The sequence below is a fragment of the Arthrobacter sp. TJ-238 genome, from assembly GCF_058269215.1.
The window spans coordinates 507,605-528,725 of record NZ_JBZCNH010000003.1; the positions used below are offsets into that span (position 1 = coordinate 507,605).

At 70.7% G+C, this 21,121-nt stretch carries 17 protein-coding genes; 2 read left to right on the forward strand and 15 right to left on the reverse strand.

Going from position 1 to position 21,121, the window contains the following annotated elements; genetic code table 11:
- Positions 1-79: 79 nt before the first annotated feature.
- The 14 genes from AC4D2O_RS08555 to dinB all read right to left on the reverse strand — a co-directional run bounded on the left by AC4D2O_RS08555 (position 80) and on the right by dinB (position 17,386).
- Positions 80-979: a cell division protein FtsQ/DivIB gene (locus tag AC4D2O_RS08555; RefSeq protein WP_490906399.1), complete on the reverse strand. Its 900-nt coding sequence runs from the start codon at positions 977-979 to the stop codon at positions 80-82.
- A complete protein-coding gene (gene murC, locus AC4D2O_RS08560) occupies positions 976-2,409 on the reverse strand; it encodes a UDP-N-acetylmuramate--L-alanine ligase (RefSeq protein ID WP_490906400.1) in 1,434 nt (477 codons plus the stop codon). The genes AC4D2O_RS08555 and murC overlap by 4 nt, the downstream gene beginning before the upstream one ends.
- A complete protein-coding gene (gene murG, locus AC4D2O_RS08565; protein ID WP_490906401.1) occupies positions 2,406-3,527 on the reverse strand; it encodes an undecaprenyldiphospho-muramoylpentapeptide beta-N-acetylglucosaminyltransferase in 1,122 nt (373 codons plus the stop codon). The genes murC and murG overlap by 4 nt, the downstream gene beginning before the upstream one ends.
- A complete protein-coding gene (gene ftsW / locus AC4D2O_RS08570) occupies positions 3,524-4,933 on the reverse strand; it encodes a putative lipid II flippase FtsW (protein ID WP_490906402.1) in 1,410 nt (469 codons plus the stop codon). The genes murG and ftsW overlap by 4 nt, the downstream gene beginning before the upstream one ends.
- Positions 4,933-6,504 carry a UDP-N-acetylmuramoyl-L-alanine--D-glutamate ligase gene (murD, locus tag AC4D2O_RS08575; protein ID WP_490906403.1) on the reverse strand — a complete coding sequence of 524 codons (1,572 nt, stop codon included), beginning with the start codon at positions 6,502-6,504 and terminating at the stop codon, positions 4,933-4,935. Before murD ends, ftsW begins: the two co-directional genes overlap by 1 nt.
- Positions 6,501-7,601, reverse strand: a complete 1,101-nt coding sequence (mraY, locus tag AC4D2O_RS08580; RefSeq protein WP_490906405.1) for a phospho-N-acetylmuramoyl-pentapeptide-transferase — start codon at positions 7,599-7,601, stop codon at positions 6,501-6,503. Before mraY ends, murD begins: the two co-directional genes overlap by 4 nt.
- On the reverse strand, positions 7,598-9,094 hold the full coding sequence (locus AC4D2O_RS08585) for a UDP-N-acetylmuramoyl-tripeptide--D-alanyl-D-alanine ligase (protein WP_490906406.1): 1,497 nt from the start codon (positions 9,092-9,094) through the stop codon (positions 7,598-7,600). Before AC4D2O_RS08585 ends, mraY begins: the two co-directional genes overlap by 4 nt.
- A gap of 6 nt (positions 9,095-9,100) precedes the next feature.
- A complete protein-coding gene (locus tag AC4D2O_RS08590) occupies positions 9,101-10,711 on the reverse strand; it encodes a UDP-N-acetylmuramoyl-L-alanyl-D-glutamate--2,6-diaminopimelate ligase (protein ID WP_490906408.1) in 1,611 nt (536 codons plus the stop codon).
- Between the two features lie 57 nt (positions 10,712-10,768).
- On the reverse strand, positions 10,769-12,556 hold the full coding sequence (locus AC4D2O_RS08595; protein ID WP_490906409.1) for a peptidoglycan D,D-transpeptidase FtsI family protein: 1,788 nt from the start codon (positions 12,554-12,556) through the stop codon (positions 10,769-10,771).
- Between the two features lie 65 nt (positions 12,557-12,621).
- Positions 12,622-13,350, reverse strand: a complete 729-nt coding sequence (gene ftsL / locus AC4D2O_RS08600; protein ID WP_490906410.1) for a cell division protein FtsL — start codon at positions 13,348-13,350, stop codon at positions 12,622-12,624.
- On the reverse strand, positions 13,347-14,348 hold the full coding sequence (gene rsmH, locus AC4D2O_RS08605; RefSeq protein ID WP_490906412.1) for a 16S rRNA (cytosine(1402)-N(4))-methyltransferase RsmH: 1,002 nt from the start codon (positions 14,346-14,348) through the stop codon (positions 13,347-13,349). The genes ftsL and rsmH overlap by 4 nt, the downstream gene beginning before the upstream one ends.
- A gap of 251 nt (positions 14,349-14,599) precedes the next feature.
- Complete coding sequence (mraZ, locus tag AC4D2O_RS08610; RefSeq protein WP_334209461.1) at positions 14,600-15,031, reverse strand: division/cell wall cluster transcriptional repressor MraZ; 432 nt, start codon at positions 15,029-15,031, stop codon at positions 14,600-14,602.
- A gap of 411 nt (positions 15,032-15,442) precedes the next feature.
- A complete protein-coding gene (locus AC4D2O_RS08615; protein ID WP_490906416.1) occupies positions 15,443-15,820 on the reverse strand; it encodes an SCO2097 family morphological protein in 378 nt (125 codons plus the stop codon).
- Between the two features lie 234 nt (positions 15,821-16,054).
- Complete coding sequence (dinB, locus tag AC4D2O_RS08620) at positions 16,055-17,386, reverse strand: DNA polymerase IV (protein WP_490906419.1); 1,332 nt, start codon at positions 17,384-17,386, stop codon at positions 16,055-16,057.
- Positions 17,387-17,552: 166 nt separating this feature from the next.
- Between dinB and AC4D2O_RS08625 the strand changes: the two genes are divergently transcribed.
- A complete protein-coding gene (locus AC4D2O_RS08625; RefSeq protein ID WP_490906421.1) occupies positions 17,553-18,677 on the forward strand; it encodes a polyprenyl synthetase family protein in 1,125 nt (374 codons plus the stop codon).
- Between the two features lie 75 nt (positions 18,678-18,752).
- On the opposite strand, the gene AC4D2O_RS08630 is transcribed toward AC4D2O_RS08625, so the two are convergent.
- Entirely contained in the window at positions 18,753-19,106 is a 354-nt protein-coding gene (locus tag AC4D2O_RS08630; RefSeq protein ID WP_104049763.1) for an Rv2175c family DNA-binding protein, read from the reverse strand.
- 420 nt (positions 19,107-19,526) lie between these two features.
- On the opposite strand from AC4D2O_RS08630, the gene AC4D2O_RS08635 reads away from it, so the two are divergent.
- Positions 19,527-21,101, forward strand: a complete 1,575-nt coding sequence (locus AC4D2O_RS08635) for a LysM peptidoglycan-binding domain-containing protein (RefSeq protein WP_490906424.1) — start codon at positions 19,527-19,529, stop codon at positions 21,099-21,101.
- The last annotated feature ends 20 nt before the right edge of the window (positions 21,102-21,121 follow it).

The window sequence follows — 21,121 nt, forward strand, 5'->3', positions numbered from 1 at the left end:
CTCCCGGCCCGGTGTCTGATCGGCTCCATGATCACCCGGGATCCGCGTGTGTCCGGCACCCCTTCCCTGCCGGCGCGCGTCATCGCGTCACCGGACGGTCGGGCGTGCTGACATCGAACTCACGGACCGGCGGATCGCTCGCCGGCATGGCCAGCATTGCCTCGAGCACCCGCGCCTTCTCGGCACTGCGCTCGGAACTGCCCCAGAAGATGCGCTGGTCGCCGGAGAGGGACAGCTGGATGGAGTCCACGCTCGCCGCCGAGGCGTTGTTGAGCCGGGACAGCACACCCACGGGCAGCTCGGCCAGCACCGTGGTGATGGAGGAGAAGACCTCGGAGTTCACCGCGTTGGTCCCGCCGTCGATCAGGGGCAGCTTGACCTGGTCCCGCTGGGCGACGCTCGCGAGCTGGCGGCCCTCGGCATCGATCAGCACGAATTCCCGCCCGCTCTGCAGCACCGCGACCGGCACGCGTTCCCGCACCGTGACGACGAGCGTGGAGGGCGGCTCCGCGGCGATCTCGACGTCCTCGATGGGCGCCTTGTCGGCGAGGAGTCCCCGGACCCGGTCGGGCGAGATGCGCGTGAGCGAGGTACCCGTCAGCGGGGCCAGTGCCGCGTCCACCTCCTGCGTGGGGACGAGGACATTGCCCTCGACCACCACGGTCCGCAGCGCCAGGGCGGGTGAGAAGACCGCATAGGCCACCACCCCGCCGAGCACCAGCACCAGCGCGGTGATGGTGAGCAGCAGGGTCCGGAGCCTGTGCGACTTCCGCGGGGTCGGGAAGTCGATGACCTTACCGGGCGCGACAGTCCCGCCGCCGCTGCGGTCGAGCTGCGAGACGGTCGCGCCCGGCCCGGTCACGTTCTTCGACGTCGCCCCGTTCTTCGACGTCGTCGCGCCCTGCCGCATCTTCCCGGCCTCCGCGGACGCGGCACGCGAAACCGCCGCGCGGGTGACGGGCGGCTTCCGCGGCGTCATGCCCCGTCCCCCGCCCGGTCCCGGCCTGCCCGCTCGCGGAGCAGTGTGACGAGCTGCAGTCCGTACTGCGTGACGTCGCCGGCACCGATGGTGAGGATGAGATCCCCGGCACGCGCGTTCGCGGCGACAGCGCGCACGGCCTCCTGCGGGTCCTCGACGTAGGCGGCGCCGGACAGCAGATCGGTGATGGTCCACCCCCCGACGTCGGCCACGGGATCCTCGCGCGCCGCGTAGACCGGCAGGACGGTCACGGAATCCGCGAGCGAGAGCGCCGACGCGAAACCCGCGGCGAACTCCCGGGTGCGGGAGAACAGGTGCGGCTGGAAGAGCGCATGCACCCGGTACTCCCCCGCCACGGTCCGGGCGGCGGTGAGCGCGGCCTGCACCTCGGTGGGGTGATGGGCGTAGTCGTCGAACACGCGGACGCCGTCGCCCTCGCCGCGGGCCTCGAAGCGGCGGGCCGCGCCCGAGAACAGCGACAGCGCGGAGGCCGCGACGGCGGGGTCCACACCGAGTTCGAGGGCCACGGCGAAGGCCGCGGCGGCGTTGAGGATGTTGTGGCGGCCGGGCACGCCGAGCTGCAGCTCCTGCTGGGCGTCCAGCCCGTCGACCGCGAAGGAGAGGAGGCTGTTGGTGGTGCTCCCGACGGCCCGCGTGTCCGAGATGCGCAGGTCCGCGGTCGCGGCGTAGCCGTAGGTGCGGATCCGGCGCGGCTCGTGCACTCCGGCGGCGAGGGCCGCGGCACCGGCATCGTCGGCGCAGGCCACGAGGAGACCGTCCTCGGGCAGCCGCTGTGCGAACTGCCGGAACGAGGCGTGGACGGCCTCGGCGGTGCCGTAGTGGTCGAGGTGGTCCGCCTCCACGTTGGTGACCACCGCGATCCGGGGTGCGTAGTTGAGGAAGGAGCCGTCGGACTCGTCAGCCTCGGCCACGAAGATGTCGCTGCCGGTCCATGCGGCGTTGACGCCGAGCGCGGCCACGTCGCCGCCGATCGCGAAGGACGGCGCGAGTCCGGCCTCGCGCAGCAGGACGGTGATCATCGCCGTCGTCGTGGTCTTGCCGTGCGTACCGGCCACGGCGACGCCCTGCAGCCCGTGCATGGCGGCGGCGAGGGCCTGGGAGCGGTGCAGCACGGGCAGGCCCCGCCGGCGCGCCTCCGCCAGTTCGGGATTCGTCCCGCGGATCGCGGAGGAGATCACCACCGTCCCGTCGTCGGGCACGGCGCCGGCGGCGTGGCCCACGTGGACCTCCGCGCCGAGGGCCGCGAGGGCGCGGAGCCCTCGGGAGTCCGCGGCGTCGGAACCGGAGACGCGCACGCCCTGGCCGAGGAGCACGCGCGCGACGGCGGACATGCCGGCGCCGCCGAGGCCGATGAAGTGGACGGGTTCGCGCAGGCGCGCGCCCTCCGTGTCCTGGGGCCCGGCGTTCATCGCGCGTCCCCTGCGGCGTCGAGGACCAGGTCCGCCATCCGCCGGTCCGCGTCCCGGACGCCCTGCGCGTAGGACGCCGCGGACATCACGGCGAGCCGCGCGGGGTCCGTGACGAGCGCCGGCAGTGTCGCGCGGACCCACTCGGGGGTGAAGCCGGCGTCGTCCACGAGGAGGGCACCGCCGGACTCGACGAGTCCTGCGGCGTTGAGCCGCTGTTCGCCGTTGCCGTGGGGCAGCGGCACGAGCACGGCGGGAAGACCCACGGCGCTGAGCTCGCTCACGGTCGCCGCCCCGGCACGCGCGACCAGGAGGTCGGCGGCCGCGTAGACACGCTCCATGCCGTCGACGAACTCGACCTGGTGGTAGCCGGCAGCGGCGAGCGGCGCACCGTCCTGCCCCGTCACCTGCTTGCCCCGCCCGGTGATGTGCAGGGTCTGGACGCCGGCCGCGACGAGGTCGGGGACGGCGGCAGCGACGGCGCGGTTCAGGCTCGCCGCTCCCGAGGACCCACCGGTGACGATCAGGGTGGGACGGTCCGGGTCCAGCCCGAGGGACACCCGCGCGTCGGCACGGCCGGCCGCGCGGTCCAGCTCGGCGATGCTCCGGCGCATGGGCATGCCCACCAGCACGGCGCCTGCCAGCCCGGTGCCGTCGAAGGCCACCGCGACGCGTGCGGCGATGCGGACACCCAGCCGGTTGGCCATCCCGGGCCGCGCGTTCGCCTCGTGGATCACCACGGGGATGCGCCGCGTCCACGCGGCGAGGTACACGGGGGTGGAGACGTATCCGCCCACGCCGACGACGACATCGGCCGCCGCGTCCGCCACGATGGCGCGCGCCTGCCGGACCGCGCGGACGAGGCGCACCGGCAGCTTGAGGAGATCGATGGAGGGCCGACGCGGCATGGGCACGCGGTCGATGGTCCGCAGGTCGAACCCGGCGGCCGGGACGAGGCGCGTCTCCATGCCCGCCTCCGTGCCGACGGCGGTGATGCGGGTACCGGGCCGCTGGTCGACGATCGCCCCGGCGATCGCGAGCAGGGGGCTGATGTGGCCGGCCGTACCGCCGCCCGCGAGGACCACCGACACGGTGCGTTCAGGAGTGGAGGGGTGCGTCATGGAAGTGCGGGATCTCTTCTCGGGGTGGAGGACGGCGCCGGGGGTCCGGCGACCGGCGCGTGCGGCGTCTTGCGCGCGAAGGACAGCAGGACGCCGACGGCGGCGAGGGTGAAGGTGAGGGCGGACCCTCCGTAGGAGATGAAGGGCAGCGGCACACCGATGACGGGGAGCAGTCCCGTGACCATGCCGATGTTGACGAAGGCCTGCCCGATGAGCCAGACGAGGATCGATCCCATGAGGATCCGGACGAAGGGGTCGGTGTAGCGCAGCGCCACCCGGATGGTGGCCACCGCGAGGATGCCGAAGAGGAGGATCACCATGAGGGTGCCGAGGAGCCCGAACTCCTCGCCGATGATGGCGAAGATGAAGTCGTTGTGGGCCTCGGGGATCCAATTCCACTTCTGTCGGCTCTGGCCGATGCCCACACCGAACCATCCGCCGGAGGCCATGGCGAACAGCCCGTTGTCGGACTGCAGGCAGAGGTCCGCGCCGTCGTCGCAGTTCAGTCCCAGCCAGGCGCTGATGCGCCCACCGCGGTTGGAGCTCGTCGCGACCATCAGCAGGGACCCGGCCACTGCGGCGAGTCCGGCGAGGCTGAACAGCTTCATCGGTGCTCCCGCGAAGAACAGGGCCGCCCCGGCGATCATCATGAGCACGAGCCCGGTGCCGAGGTCCCCGCCGATCAGGACGAGGCCGATGGGCAGGCCGCCGAACGGCAGGGCCGGGATCATGGCGTGTTTCCAGTCCCGGATGAGCGCCTTCTTGCGCTCCAGGACGGCCGCGAACCAGAGGGCCAGCGCGAGTTTGGTGGGCTCGGACGGCTGGAAGGTCTGGCTGCCGATCTGGATCCAGTTCTTGTTGCCGTTGATCTCGACGCCGATCACGAGCACGAGGATCAGCAGCACCACGGCGATCGCAAGACTGGGCCATGCGAGTGCCTTGTACGCGCGGGGGCCGAGCCGGGAGAGCACCACCATGAGCACGAGTCCGGCACTGGCCCACACGGCCTGCTTGAGGAAGAGGTCGAACGTGTCCTTGCCCTCCGAGATGGCCTCCACGGAGGACGCGGAGAGCACCATCATGAGGCCGATGGCCGTGAGCGCCAGCGCCGAGCCGAGGATCAGGTAGTAGCTGGAGCCCGAGGGCGTCCGGTCCGTGCCCTCCAGGAGCATCCAGCCGCGCCGCAGCCGCGCGCGGAGGCCGTTCGCGGGCCGACCCTCCGGCCCGGCGGTAGGGGGCGCCGCCGTCGTGCCGACCGCCTTGACGGTGTGGGCCTTGGCCGCGGCACTCGTCGCGGCGGGGCCGCGCCCGGTCGCCGCAGGAGGGCCGGCGGACCGGCCGGGGTCCGTGGTGCGCGCCGGCCGTACGGAGGGCTTGCGTCCGCCCGGACGGGTAGGCGTGCTCATCACGACTCCTTCGCGTTCGGCCCCTGGCCCCCGCGTGCACCGACGGCCGCCATGAAGGCGGACCCCCGGTGCGCGTAGGAGGAGAACTGGTCCATCGATGCTGCGGCCGGCGCCATCAGGACGGTGTCGCCGTCCCGCGCGAGCCGGGCTGCTTCGGCGACCGCCCACTGCATCAGGGCCTCGCCGGTCGCCGGGCCGGTCGGCCCGCCGTCGTGCCCGTCCCCGGTCCGGGCGCCGGGGTTCAGGGAGACCGGGACGTCGGGGGCATGCCGGGCGAGGGCGCCCTGGAGCGGCGTCGGGTCCTCGCCGAGCAGGACGACGGCGCGCAGCCGCCGGGCGTGGTCCCTGACGAGGTCGTCGTAGGACACGCCCTTGGACAGTCCGCCGGCGATCCACACCACGGACGAGAAGGAGGCGAGGGACGCCGAGGCGGCGTGCGGGTTGGTGGCCTTCGAGTCGTTGATCCAAAGTACCCCGTCCTCGTTCGCGACCACCTGGATGCGGTGGTCGCCGGGCCGGAACGCCCGGATGCCGTCGCGCACGGCGGTCGCCGGGAGACCGGCAGCGCGCACGAGGGCGGCCGCGGCCAGGGCGTTGGCGACCAGGTGGCGGGGGACGACTTCGCCGAGCTCGCTGATGGACGCGAGCTCGGCCGCGGAGTCCTTGCGCTGCTCGATGAACGCGCGGTCCACGAGGAGGTCCTCGACGACGCCCATCATGCTGACGGACGGCATGCCGGTGGTGAAGCCGACGGCCCGGCAGCCCTCGACGACGTCGGCCTCCTCGACCATGGCCTCGGTCTCGCGCTGCTCGACGTTGTAGATGCAGGCGATCCTCGTCCGCTCGTACACGGAGGCCTTCGCCGCGAGGTAGGCCTCGTAGCTGCCGTGCCAGTCCACGTGGTCCTCGGCGACGTTGAGGCAGACACTCGCGAGCGGTGAGACGGAATGCGCCCAGTGCAGCTGGAAGCTGGAGAGTTCCACCGCCAGGAAGTCGTAGCCCTGCGGGTCGCGGATGACGTCGAGGATGGGGGTGCCGACGTTGCCCGCCGCCACCGCACGCTTGCCTCCGGCGAGGAGCATGGACTCGGTGAGGCCGACCGTGGTGGTCTTGCCGTTGGTGCCGGTGATGGTCAGCCACTCGGCGGTGGGGCGTCCTTCCCGGATGCGGACGCGCCAGGCCAGTTCGACGTCGCCCCAGATCGGGACGCCGGCGCGGGCGGCGTCGGCGAGCAGCGGCTGCGTGGGGCGCCAGCCGGGGGAGGTCACCACGAGGTCGGGCAGGTCGCCGTCGACGAGCGGGAGAGCGGCGGCGTGATCGGCCCCGAGCAGCACGTCCCGGGCCCCGACGATGCGCAGCGTGTCCGCCTTCGCCTCGTTCTCCTCGGTGGCGCCCGCGTCCACGACGACGACGACCGCGCCGAGTTCGATGAGCGTGTCCGCGGCGGAGAAGCCCGACGCACCGATCCCGGCCACGACGACCCTCAGGCCCGCCCAGTCGGCATCCCAGGTGGTCAGGCCCTTCAGGCGCGCCGTCTCCCGAAGGGGAGTGTGTCCGTCAGTGCCGCTCATCCGACGACCCATTCCGCGTAGAAGATCCCGAGTGCCGCGGCGACGAAGAGCCCGGCGAGGATCCAGAACCGGACCACCACCGTGACCTCCTGCCAGCCCTTGAGCTCGAAGTGGTGCTGTAGGGGCGCCATCTTGAAGACGCGCTTGCCGCCGGACAGCTTGAAGTAGCCCACCTGGATGATGACGGAGAGCGTGATCACCACGAACAGGCCGGCCAGGATCACGAGGAGCAGTTCGGTGCGGGAGAGGATCGCGAACCCGGCGATGGCCCCGCCGATCGCCAGCGATCCGGTGTCGCCCATGAAGATCTTCGCGGGTGACGTGTTCCACCACAGGAAGCCCACGAGGGCGCCGCTCATGGCACCGGCGATCAGGGCGAGGTCCAGGGGGTCGCGGACCTCGTAGCAGACGCCGCCGGCCCCGGGTGAGCCGCAACTCTGGTTGCTCTGCCAGATGCCGATCAGCATGTACGCGCCGAACACGAGGATGGACGCACCGGCGGCGAGACCGTCGAGGCCGTCGGTCAGGTTCACGCCGTTGCTGGCGCCGGTGATGATGAGGTTGGACCAGATGACGAACAGGATGGCCCCGAGGACCGTCCCCGCGAACGCGAAGTCGATCGGCGTGTCACGGATGAAGGAGATGGCTGTCGACGCCGGCGTCCTCCCCTCCGCGTTCGGGAACTGGAGGGCCAGGACACCGAAGGTCACGCCGACCGCGGTCTGGCCGGCGATCTTCGCCGGCGCGCTCAGACCGAGGCTGCGCTGCTTCGAGATCTTGATGTAGTCGTCCGCGAAGCCCACGAGCCCCATGCCGGCGGCCAGGAACAGGAGCAGCAGTCCCGAGGCACTGGGTCCGCCCACCGGGGATCCCACCATGATCATCACCAGGTGCGTCATGAAGTAGGCCAGCAGCACCGATCCCACGATCACGGCCCCGCCCATGGTGGGTGTCCCGCGCTTGGTGTGGTGGGCGGTCGGGCCGTCGTCGCGGATGAACTGGCCGTAGCCCTTGTTCACCAGGAGCCGGATGAACAGGGGTGTACCGGCGAAGGCGAAGATGAGCGCCGACGCGGAGCCTATGAGGAGTGCTATCACGGCTGCGGGGCCTTTCCGGAGGCGTCAGGTTCACTGACCGCCTCAGATTCTGCAGAGGGGTGGCGTGCCACACGGTCGCCGAGGAAACGCAGACCGGCGCCGTTGGAGGACTTGAAGAGCACGATGTCGCCGGGCGCGAGCTCGGCGGCGAGCATCCGCTCGGCAGCCTCGACGTCGTCCACGTGCACGGCTTCGCTCCCCCACGAACCCTCCAGCACGGCGCCGTTGAACAGCGCCCGGGTGTTGGGTCCCACGCAGATGAGCTTGGAGATGTTGAGCCGGACGACCACGCGGCCGAGGAGGTCGTGCTCCTCGATCGAGCGGTCGCCGAGCTCGAGCATCTCGCCGAGGACGGCCCAGGTACGCCGGTGGCCCGCGCGTCCGAGTTCGGCGAGGGTCCGCAGAGCGGCCCGCATGGACTCGGGGTTGGCGTTGTAGGCGTCGTTGATCACGGTCACGCCGTCGGCGCGTTCGGTCCGCTCCATCCGCCAGCGGCTCGCGGCCGCCTGGGTGCGGAGGCCGGCGACGATGCCCGACGGGGCGCAGCCCACAGCGTAGGCCGCGGTCGCCGCTGCCAGCAGGTTGGTGGTGTGGTGGAGGCCGAGCAGCGGGGAGACGACGTCGTGCTCGCTGCCGTCGGGGAAGACGAGGGTGAAGGACGGGCTGCCGTCCGCCGTCGTCGTGCTGTTGCGGGCGCGTACCACGTCCGAGCCGTCTGCGGTGAAGTCGTCGGAGGACGTGAAGAACACGGTGCGCGCCGAGGTGCGGGCCTGCATCGCGAGGACGCGTTCGTCGTCGGCGTTGATGATCGCGGTGCCGGCGGCGGGCAAGGCCTCGAACAGCTCGCCCTTCGCCCGGGCGATGTTCTCGACACCGCCGAACTCGCCGGCGTGCGCCGATCCGACCCCGAGGACCACTCCGATGTCCGGCTGGACGAGCGAGGCGAGGTACGCGATATGGCCGGGCTTGGTGGCGCCCATCTCGATGACGAGGTAGCGCGTGTCCCAGTCCGCCTCGAAGACGGTCAGGGGTACGCCGACCTCACCATTGTAGGAGCCGCGCGGCGCCACGGTGGGTGCCTCGGCGGCGAGGATGCCGGCCAGGAGGTCCTTGGTGGTGGTCTTGCCGGCGGAGCCGGTGATGCCGATGACGGTCACGTCACCGTGGGCGCGGAGCCGCCGGACGGTCTCGGCGGCCAGGGCTCCCATGGCGAGGACGGCGTCGGGCACGACGACGGACGGGAACGGCGTGCCGTCCGGCCGGGCGACCTCGTGTTCCGCCAGCGCGAGGACCGCCCCGCGTGCGAAGGCGCCCTCGACGAACAGGTGCCCGTCCGACTCCTCGCCGGGCTTCGCGACGAAGAGGGACCCGGGGACGCATTCGCGGGAGTCGGTGGCTGCGGAGGTGACGGTGACGGCGGGGAGGCCGGCATCGGTGCCGACGAGGGTACCGCCTGTGAGTGCCGCGATCTCGGCTGCGCTGAATTCAATCATGTCGGTTCAGGACTCTATCCCGGCCGGTGAAAGCCCAGAGAATCCGTGCCTTGTCAACGCGGAGCGCAGCTCCACGCGGTCGTCGAGGGACAGGTTGATGCCCTTCACTTCCTGCCAGACCTCGTGCCCGCGGCCGGCGATGACGATGGTGTCGGAGGGGCGGGCGAGGGCCACGGCGCGGTCGATCGCGTCCGCCCGCGGGAAGACCTCCAGCACCTCGCAGGTGAGGCCCTCGTCCCGGACCGCGGCGTCGGCACCCGCGCGGACGGCGCGGCGGATGACGGCGTCGTCCTCGTCGTGGGGGTCGTCGTCCGTCACGATGAGGACGTCGGACAGGCGCGCGCCCACCGCGCCCATCACGGGGCGCTTGGACTCGTCGCGCTGGCCGGTCGCGCCGAACACGGCGATGACCCGACCGCCGGGGCGGCGCACGGAGGCCAGCGTGCGTTCGAGGGCGTCGGGGTTGTGGGCGAAGTCGACGATCGCCGCCGGCTCCTCACCGATGAGCTGCATGCGGCCGGGGACCTCGGTGGTGAACGGGTCGGAGGCGTCGAGTGCACGCTGGAGGTCGGCCACGGAGACGCCTGAGGCGAGGACCATGATGGCCGCGAGGGCGGCATTGGAGATGTTGAACGTTCCCGGCAGTCCGCTACGGACGGTAAGCCGGTCCCCGGCGCGCCCGCGGAGCACGAACGTGTGCCCGAGTCCGCTGGGCTCGACGTCGGTGACGGTCCAGTCGGCGTCGGACCCCGCACCGTTGCCGGGGCCCGCCCCGGGAACAGTGCGCAGCGTGAGGACGGGGACATCCGCGGCATCGGCGAGCCTGCGCCCCCAGGTGTCGTCGACGAGGACGACGGCGCGGCGGCACCGCGCGGAGGTGAAGAGCGTCGCCTTGACCGCGAAGTAGTCCTCCATGGTGCCGTGGAGGTCGAGGTGGTCCTGGGTCAGGTTGGTGAACCCGGCGACGTCGAAGAGGACGCCGTCGACGCGTCCGAACTCGAGCGCGTGCGAGGAGACCTCCATGGAGGCCGCGCCGAGGCCGCGCTCGCGCATGAGCGCGAGGAGGGAGTGCACCTGGGGCGATTCCGGCGTGGTGAGCGCGCTGGGGATGGCCTCGTGGCCGGCCCTGATCTCGATCGTGCCGATGAGTCCCGTGGATCGACCGAGCGCCTCGAGGAGGGCGTTGAGGAAGTAGGTGGACGTCGTCTTGCCGTTCGTCCCCGTGATCCCGAACAGGGTCGGAGCCGTGCCGCCGTCCGGCCGGCTGTCGAACACCACCCGCGCGAGCGGACCCACCACGCGGCGGGGGTCGGGCACGACGACGACGGGCGGCAGGGCGTCGCCCGCTGCTGCCGCGCGGTCGGCCAGGATCCGTGCGCCCGTGCTGTCGGTGAGGACGGCGACGGCTCCGGCACGGACGGCCTGCGCGGTGAACTCCGCGCCGTGCCGCGCCGCTCCGGGAAGGGCGGCGTAGACGTCACCGGGCAGTACCGCGCGTGAGTCGAGGGTGATCCCCGTGACCGTCGGGAGGTCCGGGGGGATGGACGGACCGGCCGGCACGCCGACGGCGGCGAGGGCCGCGGACAGGCTGACGGGTCGGGGGGCATGCGGCCGCATCAGGGAAGCGGGACTCCCCTGCGGCGTATTCGGGTGCACGGTGCTCTGGCCTCCGGGTCAGTATTCGACCGGGTAGATATCCGGCTTGCTCGTCGAGGCGGGGACGTTGTTCGAGTTGAGGACCTGCTTCATGACCTTCTGGAAGGACTCGCCGGGGATCAGGTAGTACAGGTCGCCCTTGGGCCGCTGGAGCGTGATCACGACGACGTACTCCGGGTCCTCGATCGGGGCGATCCCGGCGTAGGAGAGAGTGTAGCCGTCGTACCCGCCGCTGGCGCTGGGCGCCTCCGCGGTACCGGTCTTCGAACCGACGCGGTACTGTTCGAGCTCGCCCGACTTGCCCGATCCCTCCTGGGTGACGGTCTCGAGCATCTTGCGCATCTCGGCGGCGGTCTCGTCGGAGACGACCTCCGTGCCCTCGTCCTGGGGCACCTTGTGCTCGGTGCCGTCGGGATCGATGTAGGCGTCGATGAGGCGGGGCTTGAGGCGGACGCCGTCGTTCGCAATGGTCTGGTACACCATCGCGGTGTGCAGTGCGGTCTGCGTGAGCCCCTGCCCGAAGAGGACGGTGTACTGCTGGCGGTCGTCCCACTTGTCGGGGGTGGTCAGCAGGCCCTGGTTCTCCTCGCCGAGACCCGTGCCGAGCGGCTCGCCGATCCCGAACTTCTTGAACCAGTCGTAGCGTTCCTGCTTCGTGAGCTTCTCGCCGATCTGGACCGTACCCGTGTTCATGGACTTCGCGAGGATGCCTGCGGCCGTCCGGTGCTCGGTCTCGTGCTCCGAGGAGTCCTTGAACGTCTGGTCGTCGACCGTGTAGCGGTTGTCCAGGACGAACTTCGAGGTGGGCTCGATGAGCTTCTGCTCCAGTGCGGCCGCGAGGGTGATGACCTTGGTCGTGGATCCCGGCTCGAAGGAGGCGCTGACGGAGTTCGGGCTGCGCTTGTCCGCGGGGGTCGCCTCGGGATCGTTCGGGTCGAGGGTCGTCGATTCCGCCATGGCCCGGATGGCACCGGTCTTCGCCTCGACCACCACGATGTTGCCCCACTCGGCCTTGTAGTCCTTCACCTGGGAGGCGATGGTCTGCTGCGCGAACCACTGCAGGTCCTGGTCGATGGTCAGTTTGACGCTCTGCCCGTCGACGGCTGGCACATCCTCGTTCGTGGCGTAGGGGATCCTGATGCCGTCGCCGCCGATCTCGAAGGTGCGGCTGCCCGCCTCGCCCGTGAGCTGGTCGTCGAGCGACACCTCGAGCCCTGATCGCGCCTTGCCGTCGGTTCCCACGTAGCCGACGATCGAGCCGGCCACGGGTCCCGCCGGATAGGTGCGCACGCTCGTCTGGTCCGCGTACACGCCGGGGACCTTGACGGCCAGTGCCCGGTTCTTCACGTCGGGCGTCACGGATTTCAGGACGTAGTTGAAGGTCTTCTCACCGAGGACCGCTGCGCGGAGCGTCTCCTCGTCGATGCCGAGGACGGCGGCGAGTTCGGAGAGCCCCTGGTCCATGGGGATGATCTCCCAGTCCTCGAGTTCCTCGTTGTAGCGCCGGAAGTCGTCGACGGCGCTCAGCCGCTGGTCCACCACGATGTCGTAGCGCTCCACGCTCCGCGCGAAGTACTTGCCGTTCGTGTCGACGATCGAGCCGCGAACCGGCTGCACCGCGGTGTTGGTGAGCCGCTTGGACAGCCCCGCCTGCGCCATGCCGTCGAGGTCGAGTGCCTGGAGCTGGAACAGGCGCACGCCGAGGACCATCAGCAGCACCAGGACGAACGCCAGCCCCACGCGCAGACGCGTGGAGCCCAGGGCCAGACGGAGGCTGTCGGGGCTGCCGGTGCGTGCAGGGGTCACGGAGGAATCCTTGTCGATCAGGTGCGTGCGGTGCGGGAAGCGGCGGGCGCGGGCGTGTCGCTCGGCTAGCGGGCGGAGCCGAGCTGCTCGGGAGCGGGGATGGTGCCCGAGGCCGAGCTTCCCTGCCCGTCCACCGCCGCGGCGCCGGAAGGCGCTGCGTCCGCCGCGACCTGCTCGTCCGCGGACTCCTCGGCCGGCGCCTCGACGGCTTCTACTGCGGGCGCCTCGACCGCGTCTACTGCAGGCGCCTCGACCGCCACGGGTCCTGCCTGCCCGGTGACGAGGCTGGGGGCGGCGATGAGGACCTCGGGCTTGGCCCCCTCCTTCGCGGGCTCCGGGGTGCCCGTGACCTTCATCGAATCCAGGTCTATGGTCCCGAACGTCGGGGAGGAGACCATGTCGAGTTTCGTGGCGGCGGCCGCGAGGTTCTGCGGGGCCTCCTTGCCCTCGATCTCGAGAACCAGGGCGTCGTTCTGCTGGCTCAGCGCGACCTGCTGGTTGCGGAGCTGCACGAGTTCGTACTGCGTCCCGGAGACCGAGATGTTCAGCATGAGCACGGCGGCCAGGGCGGCGCCGAGCACGAGTAGGCTGAAGACGGCGAAGGGCACGCGCCGGCGCGTGGGCCGCGCGGGGACCACCGAGAGCGGCGTGCGCGGCTTCTGCCGGGTACCAGTGACCCCCGGAGTACCTCCGGTGAGCCTTTCCGGCAGGCGGTCCGAGGCGAGGGCGAGGGCCCCGTGCCCGGCGTAGGCAGTGGCGCGGTGTCGCTTCTCAGCAGTCAATACCTGGCTCATCTGGTCTTCCTGTCGACGGGTGCGGCCTTGATGCGTTCGACCGCGCGCAGCTTGGCGGATGCCGCACGGGGGTTCTCTTCGATCTCCGCTGCCGTCGGCGCTTCCGTGCCGCGCGTCAGCGAGCGGAGGTACGCCTTGTGCTCCTCGAGTTCGACCGGGAAGCCGACGGGAGCGGAGGACTTCGTGCCCGCGGTGAAGGCGCTCTTCACGATGCGGTCCTCGAGGGAGTGGTAGGACATCGCGACGACGCGGCCGCCCACGACGACGGAGTCGACGGCAGCGGGCACCGCGCGCTCCAGGACCGAGAGTTCCTCGTTGACCTCGATGCGGAGGGCCTGGAAGGTCCGCTTGGCAGGGTGCCCCCCGGTGCGGGCTGCCCCGGCCGGGACCACGCTCCGGATGACCTCGACGAGCTGGGAGGTGGTCCGGAAGGGCTCGGCAGCCCGTGCCCGCACGATGGCTGATGCGATCCGTCCGGCGAACTTCTCCTCGCCCCAGGTGCGGATGATGCGCAGGAGGTCCTCCGACGCATAGGTGTTGACCACGTCGGCAGCGGTGACGCCCCTGCTGGTGTCCATCCGCATGTCGAGGGGCGCGTCGTAGGAGTAGGCGAAGCCGCGGTCGCGCTCGTCGAGCTGGAGGGAGGAGACACCGAGGTCGAAGAGCACGCCGTCGACGCCGTCGATGCCGAGGTCCTCGAGCACCTCCGGCAGCTCGTCGTACACGGCGTGAACCAGGTCGGTGCGGTCCGCGAACGGGGCGAGCCGCTCCCCCGCCAGGTCGAGCGCCTCGGTGTCGCGGTCGATCCCGACGAGGTGGGCGGTCGGGAAGCGCTGGAGCATGGTCTCGGAGTGCCCGCCCATGCCGAGCGTCGCGTCCACGACGACGGGCCGGCGGCCGGCGCTCTCGGCGGAGGCCACGGAGGGGGCGATCAGGGAGACGCAGCGGTCGCGGAGGACGGGGACATGTCGCTCATCGGTGGGCCGGTCTCCGCCCATACGCCCTCTCCCTCCTGCAGTTCGCCATTCATCGTCTCGGTGTTTCTGCAGGCTGGCGGGCGGAGGTGTCATGCTCTTGAGTCAGACCCCCATCCGGCCGGACGGTCCTCGCCTGGCTCCGGGGAAGTGGAGCCAGGTGGCGGACCGTGTCCGGCGGCTGGAGATCTCATCCAAGAGATGCCGCCACCCGCGTCGTGCGTGCTGCTGTGTCGTCGTGCTTCTGGCGCTAGTCGTGCTGGTGCTTGCCCGTCTCAGATGATGCCCGGGAACGCGTCCTCGTCCGTCTCGGAGAAGGCGGTCTCCTTCTCCGTCAGGTAGGACTCCCAGGCGTCGGCCGCCCAGATCTCGGCGCGGCTTCCCGCTCCGATCACTGCGAGCTCCCGGTCCAGGCCGGCGTAGGTCCTCAGGGCGGGCGGGATGGTGATCCTGCCCTGCTTGTCGGGGACCTCGTCCGAGGCCCCTGACAGGAAGATACGGTTGTAGTCCCTCGCCTGGCGTGACGAGATCGGAGCCGCCCGCATCTGCTCGTGCACCCTCTCGAACTCACTCATGCTGAAGACGTAGATGCAGCGTTCCTGGCCCCTGGTCAGGACCAGCCCCTCGCTCAGTTCCTCACGGAATTTCGCAGGGAGGATGAGCCTGCCTTTTTCGTCGAGGCGGGGGGTGTGCGTTCCGAGGAACATCCCTGACCGCCTGTTCTGAGTCCGCCAAGCCCAGCGTTTCGCTGCCTTGCTCTTATATTCCCCACTTTACTCCACAACTCTCCCCGGTCAATGCAACCGGCGCGCGGCGCGCCCACCGGCGCGGCGCTCCCCCGGGCCGCCGCCCGCGTCACCTCGCGAGTATGGCGGGATCGGGCAGTGGTCGGGCAGTGGGGAGCGAAGTGGAGGGCCGGAAGGGCGGCGGGTGCCGGTGGCGCGACCAGGGGAAGGGATCGGCGGACGGGATCGGCTGACGGGAACGAGGACGACGACACGGGTCGGAGCCCGGCTTGTCGGGGAGGGTATGCGCTCGGGTGCTGATAAATCGGGTGCTGTTAAAGAGGAAGAACCCGCCGTGGCGGGTTCTTCCTGGAGCTGTCCTGGTACTGCAGTCTAGGTCTGGTCTCGCTTACGCTCGTCCCACTTGTCCTCGAGGTTCGACATGAAGCCGCTCTTCCCCGGGGACGGAGCCTTGGAGGGCCTGCCCTGGGGCTGACCGGTATCCGCCTGCCGCGACTTGGTGGTAGCGAAATACACCCCTGCCCCCATGATGAGGAAACCGGCGACACCGACGATGGTGAGCTGGTAGACGATGCCCGCGAGGAGGACGAGGATGCCTGCGATCGTGATGAGGGAACCGATGACCAGTCGACGTGTGGACATCGATTTGCTCGTGTCCGACGCCATCGAGTGGGCGAACTTGGGATCGTCGGCGTGTAACTGCTGCTCGAGCTGATCAAGCAACCTCTGCTCGTGTTCCGAGAGTGCCATGACCGCCTCCTTGATGTGGATACCAACATTCCCGTACCCGACCAACGACCCGCACGCGAACCGGGTTCCCGGCGGAAGGGTCGTGAACCTCGGGCTCCGGAGGACGGAATAACGTGCAGTGCGACAGGCGGGCTGCCTGTTTAAAGACTAGTTTGCTACGCAGTACGTGGAAAGTCACAATGCGGTCTTGATCGGGCCGTCCGCGGGATGCTAACCGTCCCGATCGCCCGCCGCTCAGGGCCGGTCCGGCGGGCGGACGGCGCCCCGGTCACGCCGAGTCCCGGACGGTCCGGTCAGGCGCCCTCGGGTCCCGCCGTCGGGGCCCTGCGCCGGCGGATCCTCCGGCCCCACTGCACCCCTGTCCCGTACCTTCGGACGGAGCAGGCCCGCGGGGACCACGCCGGCGTCGCCGAACTTCCGGTTCACGTCATCGAGCGCCCGCTCGGCGATCCGCCAGTTGTCATCCCTCCGGTCGATGGTCAGCTGCGTGGACCCGTCTCCCGTCGTCTCGAGGGACTCGGCACGCAGGCCGATCAGCCGGACCGCCATCGGCCGCTCACCCAGGGCTGCCAGGAGTGCCGTCGCCGCACCGTACAGCGCGTTCGCACTGTCCACCGGCTCGTCGAGCTTCTTCGAGCGGGTCAGTGTGGAGAAGTCGGCGTAGCGGAGCTTGAGGGCCACTCCCCCGGCGCGGTAGCCCGAGGCGCGCAGCCGGGTCGCTGTGCGGTGGGCCAGCCTCAGCAGTTCCCTCCGCAGGGTCTCGGAATCGTCGATGTCCCGAGAGAACGTCTCCTCGGCGCCGATGCTCTTCTCGGCCCGCGACACGACGACCCGCCGGGGGTCGCGTCCCCATGCCAGCTGGTGCACGTGCTCACCGGATGCTCCGAGCAGCCGCCTGAGAGTGGTCACCGGTGTCTGCGCGACGTCCTGGACGGTGTGGATGCCGATCCGGGCGAGAACCTCCTGTGTCTTGGCGCCCACCCCCCACAGCGCGGACACCGGCAGGGTGTGGAGGTAGGCGATCGTCTGATCGCCGGGGATGAGGAGGAGACCGTCGGGCTTGGCCCGCGTGGAGGCGATCTTCGCGACGAACTTGGTGGTCGCGGCGCCCACGCTCGCGGTGATGCCGAGGGTGTCCTGGATCTCCGCGCGGACCTGCTCCCCGATCTCGCGGGGGCCTCCGAGGCGGCGCATGGATCCGGCGACGTCGAGGAAGGCCTCGTCCACACTCAGCTGCTCCACCTCGGGCGTGACCGCTCGGAAGATCCTCATGACCTCGCGCGAGACCTCCGAGTACCGTCGCTGGTGAGGAGGCAGGATCACGGCGGTGGGACACTGCCGCATGGCGACGGACATCGGCATCGCCGACCGCACTCCGTAGCGGCGTGCCTCGTAGGATGCGGACAGGACCACGGACCGCCCCGACGGCGATCCGACGACGACGGGAACGCCGCGCAGATGGGGGTGATCGAGCAGTTCGACGGAGACGAAGAACGCGTCCATGTCGATGTGCAGGATGTGGCACTCCGCATGCTCGACCGGCTTCGAATCTTCAACCCTTGACACGCACACATCGTACTCAGTGCCACCGACGTCCCTCGCCCGGACGACGCGGGGAATCATGGCCGCGGGCTGGCCGGGGCCGTCCGCCGGGCCGGAGCCGTCGGTCGGAGGGCGCGCGCCGACGGATAGAGTGGGAGCACACCGTCCAGCCGACCCGCCCGGGAGATCCATGCTGCCCGCACCCGCCACCCCCGATCAGGACGGCCCCGTTCCCGATACCATCCAGGAGGAGCAGGATCGGTTCCGGTCCTCGCTCACCCTCGGCATCGAGGCGTTCCTCGATGAGCAGCGCGTCGTCCTCGCGGACATCTCCGCCGAGTCGCTGCCGCTCATCTCGAGCATCGCCGCCCTGACGCGCGGGGGGAAGAGGATGCGCGCCCTCCTGTGCTACTGGGGTTGGCGCGCGGCCGGCGGCTCTCCGACGGGGTCGGCGCCGGTCGTCGCGGGGACCGCGCTGGAGTTCTTCCAGGCGGCCGCGCTCATCCATGACGACATCATCGACCGGTCGGACACCCGGCGCGGCCGACCCAGCGTGCACCGGCAGTTCACGGTGCGCCACGCGGACGCAGGCTGGCACCTCGACCCCGAGCGCTTCGGGGTCTCGGCCGCCATCCTGGCCGGAGACCTCTGTCTCGCCTTCAGCGAGGAGTTGTTCACGACGTCCTGCTCCGGCACGTCCGGCGACGCGGCACGCACCATCTTCAACCGCATGCGCACCGAGGTCATGGCCGGCCAGTACCTCGACCTGCTCGAGGAGGCCGTGGGCCCGGACCAGACGCCCGAGGTCGCCGAGGAACGCGCGCTCAACATCCTCCGCTTCAAGTCGGCGAAGTACTCGATGGAGCGGCCGCTCATGCTCGGCGGCGCGCTGGCGGGCGCCGGCGACGCACTGCTGTCGGCCTACTCGGCGTTCGCCCTGCCGCTGGGCGAGGCGTTCCAGCTCCGCGACGACGTCCTGGGTGTCTTCGGCGATCCGGAGGTGACCGGCAAGCCGGCGGGCGACGATCTCCGCGAGGGCAAGCGCACGTTCCTCATCGCCCGGGCGCTCGGGTCCGCATCGGACGCGGTCCGCGCGCGGATCAACGCGATGCTCGGCGATACGGCACTGGACGAGGACGCCGTCGGCCTGCTGCGGGGGATGATCGTCGACACCGGAGCCCTGGCCCACACCGAGCAGCTCATTGCCGGGAAGTCCGAGGCCGCCTTCGCGGCGCTCGAGCGGCTCGAGATCGACGGGACGTCCCGGCACGCGCTCCGCCTGCTCGCCGAAGCGGCGGTCACGCGGTCGGCCTGACACTCCCCGCCCGCCGTGACCCTGGGGGCACTGCGGCCTGACGGCCGCGCTGCCCGACGCCTGTCGGTCCTCCTCCTACCAGGCGGCTGCCTGGGCGCGACGGCGGATCTCCGTCTTGCGACCCTCGCGCAGCGCGTCGATCGGGCGGCCCGGCAGCGATTCGTCCTCCGTGTAGAGCCAGCGGATGATGTCCTCGTCGCCGTACCCGGAGTCCGCGAGCACCACCACGGTCCCCCTGAGGCTGTCGAGGACGGCGCCGTCCACGAGGAAGTCGGCGGGGACGCTGCGGATATTGCGCTCACCGATGCGCACGCTGACCAGCGACCTGTCGCTGATGAGCGAATGGACGCGGGTGATGGGCAGATCGAGGGCTGCGGCGACGTCCGGCAGGTTCAGCCAGGCCGGGACGAGGTGTTCGAGTTCAGTCACGGTCCAAGCGTGCCATGGTCCCGCACCCAACTCCACTCGGGAGGCCGGACCCCGTCCCCCGGCGGCCCTGGGGGAACGGCGGGGTCCCCGCAGGCACAGGAGGTCTGCAGGACGGGGCGGCTGCATGCGCAGAACCGGCTCAGAACCGGCTCAGAACCGACGCAGTGTCGGCGCAGGACGGACGAAGGAAGAACGCAAGGATCGGGCTCCGGGCGCGACACGCCGAAGCTGCGCTTCACGTCGCCCGGAGGGCTCTTGTGCTAGCGGCGATTTCGTGTAAGTTCACAGAAGTCACACAAGTCACAATAACAACACGTGACCCAACAGCATCATCAGCACCTGTACGTACCCAGCCGGGAAGCATCATCTCGGGTACGTATGTCCGCGCGGACTCAGCCGCCAACAGACGAGGAACGAAACATGACTGCCCAGCGATCGAACGCACCGCTGAACGGCACCCGCAGGAAGGCTGCCGGCGCTAGCCGTCGCGGCCTGAACGTCGCCGTGACCACCGCCGCACTGCCCGCGGTGATTCTCTCTTCCGTCGCCCTCGCCCACCCGGCGTCGGCAGCACCCGCCCCGCAGGCGCCCGCCGTCCGGCACCTCACCGGACCGGCCATGCAGGCCCCCGCCCGGGCAGTCGTCCCCGCCGCCCTCGTGGCGACCCAGATCCCGGCGCAGAAGATCGCGGTCCACTCCGCGATCACGCCGAGCGAGTACACCATCAAGCCGGGCGACACCATCGGTGCCGTCGCCAAGCGCTTCGGTCTCGCGACGGACGCCGTCCTGAAGCTGAACAAGCTGGACGCGCGCACTGTCATCTACCCCGGGCAGAAGATCAAGCTGACAGGCAGCGCGGCCCCGGCCGCAGCCCCGGCACCTGCCGCTCCGGCGCCCGCCGCGAAGCCGTCCGCGGCCACGTACGTGGTCAAGCCGGGTGACACCCTCGGAGCCATCGCCTCCCGCAACGGTCTGAGCCTGCCGAACCTGCTGACGGCCAACAAACTCTCGATGACCTCGATCATCTACCCCGGGCAGAAGCTCGCCCTCGGCGGCGCTCCCGCCCCGGCGCCGGGCAAGCCCGCAGCCGCTCCTGCCCCCGCTCCCGCTCCCGCTCCCGGCGGCGGCACCTACACGGTGAAGTCGGGTGACACCCTCGGCGCTATCGCCTCCCGGAACGGCATTGGGCTGGACGCCCTGCTGAAGGCGAACAACCTCGGCATGACGTCGATCATCTACCCCGGGCAGAAGCTGAAGCTCGCGGGGAGCGTGACTCCGCAGGCCCCCGCCCCTGCGCCGGCCCCCGCCCCTGCCCCGGCGGCCGGCTCGTACACGGTCAAGGCCGGTGACACCCTCGGCGCCATCGCCTCCCGCAACGGCATCGGGCTGAACAACCTGCTCGCCGCCAACAAGATGACGATGACCTCCGTCATCCACCCCGGGCAGAAGCTCACTCTCCCCGGCGCCGGTACCGCTCCGGCCCCCGCCCCGGCTCCTGCCCCCGGTAACCTCGTGCCCTCGACCTTCCTGGGCTACAAGTACCCCGACAAGGTGGTGGCCGACGCCAACTCCAACAAGGCGCTGCTCAACTCGATGCCGGCTCCCTCGCAGGCCGAGATGAAGCAGATCGTCGCGGACACGGCCCGCTCCATGGGTGTCGATCCGAGCCTCGCGCTCGCCTTCGCGTACCAGGAGTCCGGCTTCAACCAGCGCGCGGTGTCCCCGGCGAACGCGATCGGCACCATGCAGGTCATCCCCTCCTCCGGCCAGTGGGCCGGCGACCTCGTGGGCCGCAAGCTCAACCTGCTGGATCCGTACGACAACGCCACCGCCGGTGTCGCGATCATCCGCTCGCTCGTACGCACCAGTCCCTCGCTCGACATCGCCATCGCCTCCTACTACCAGGGCCAGTACTCGGTCCAGAGCCGTGGCATGTTCGAGGACACCAAGCGGTACGTGGCATCGATCAAGGCACACCAGAAGAACTTCCGGTAGGCGCCGCTCCGGCCGGTGCC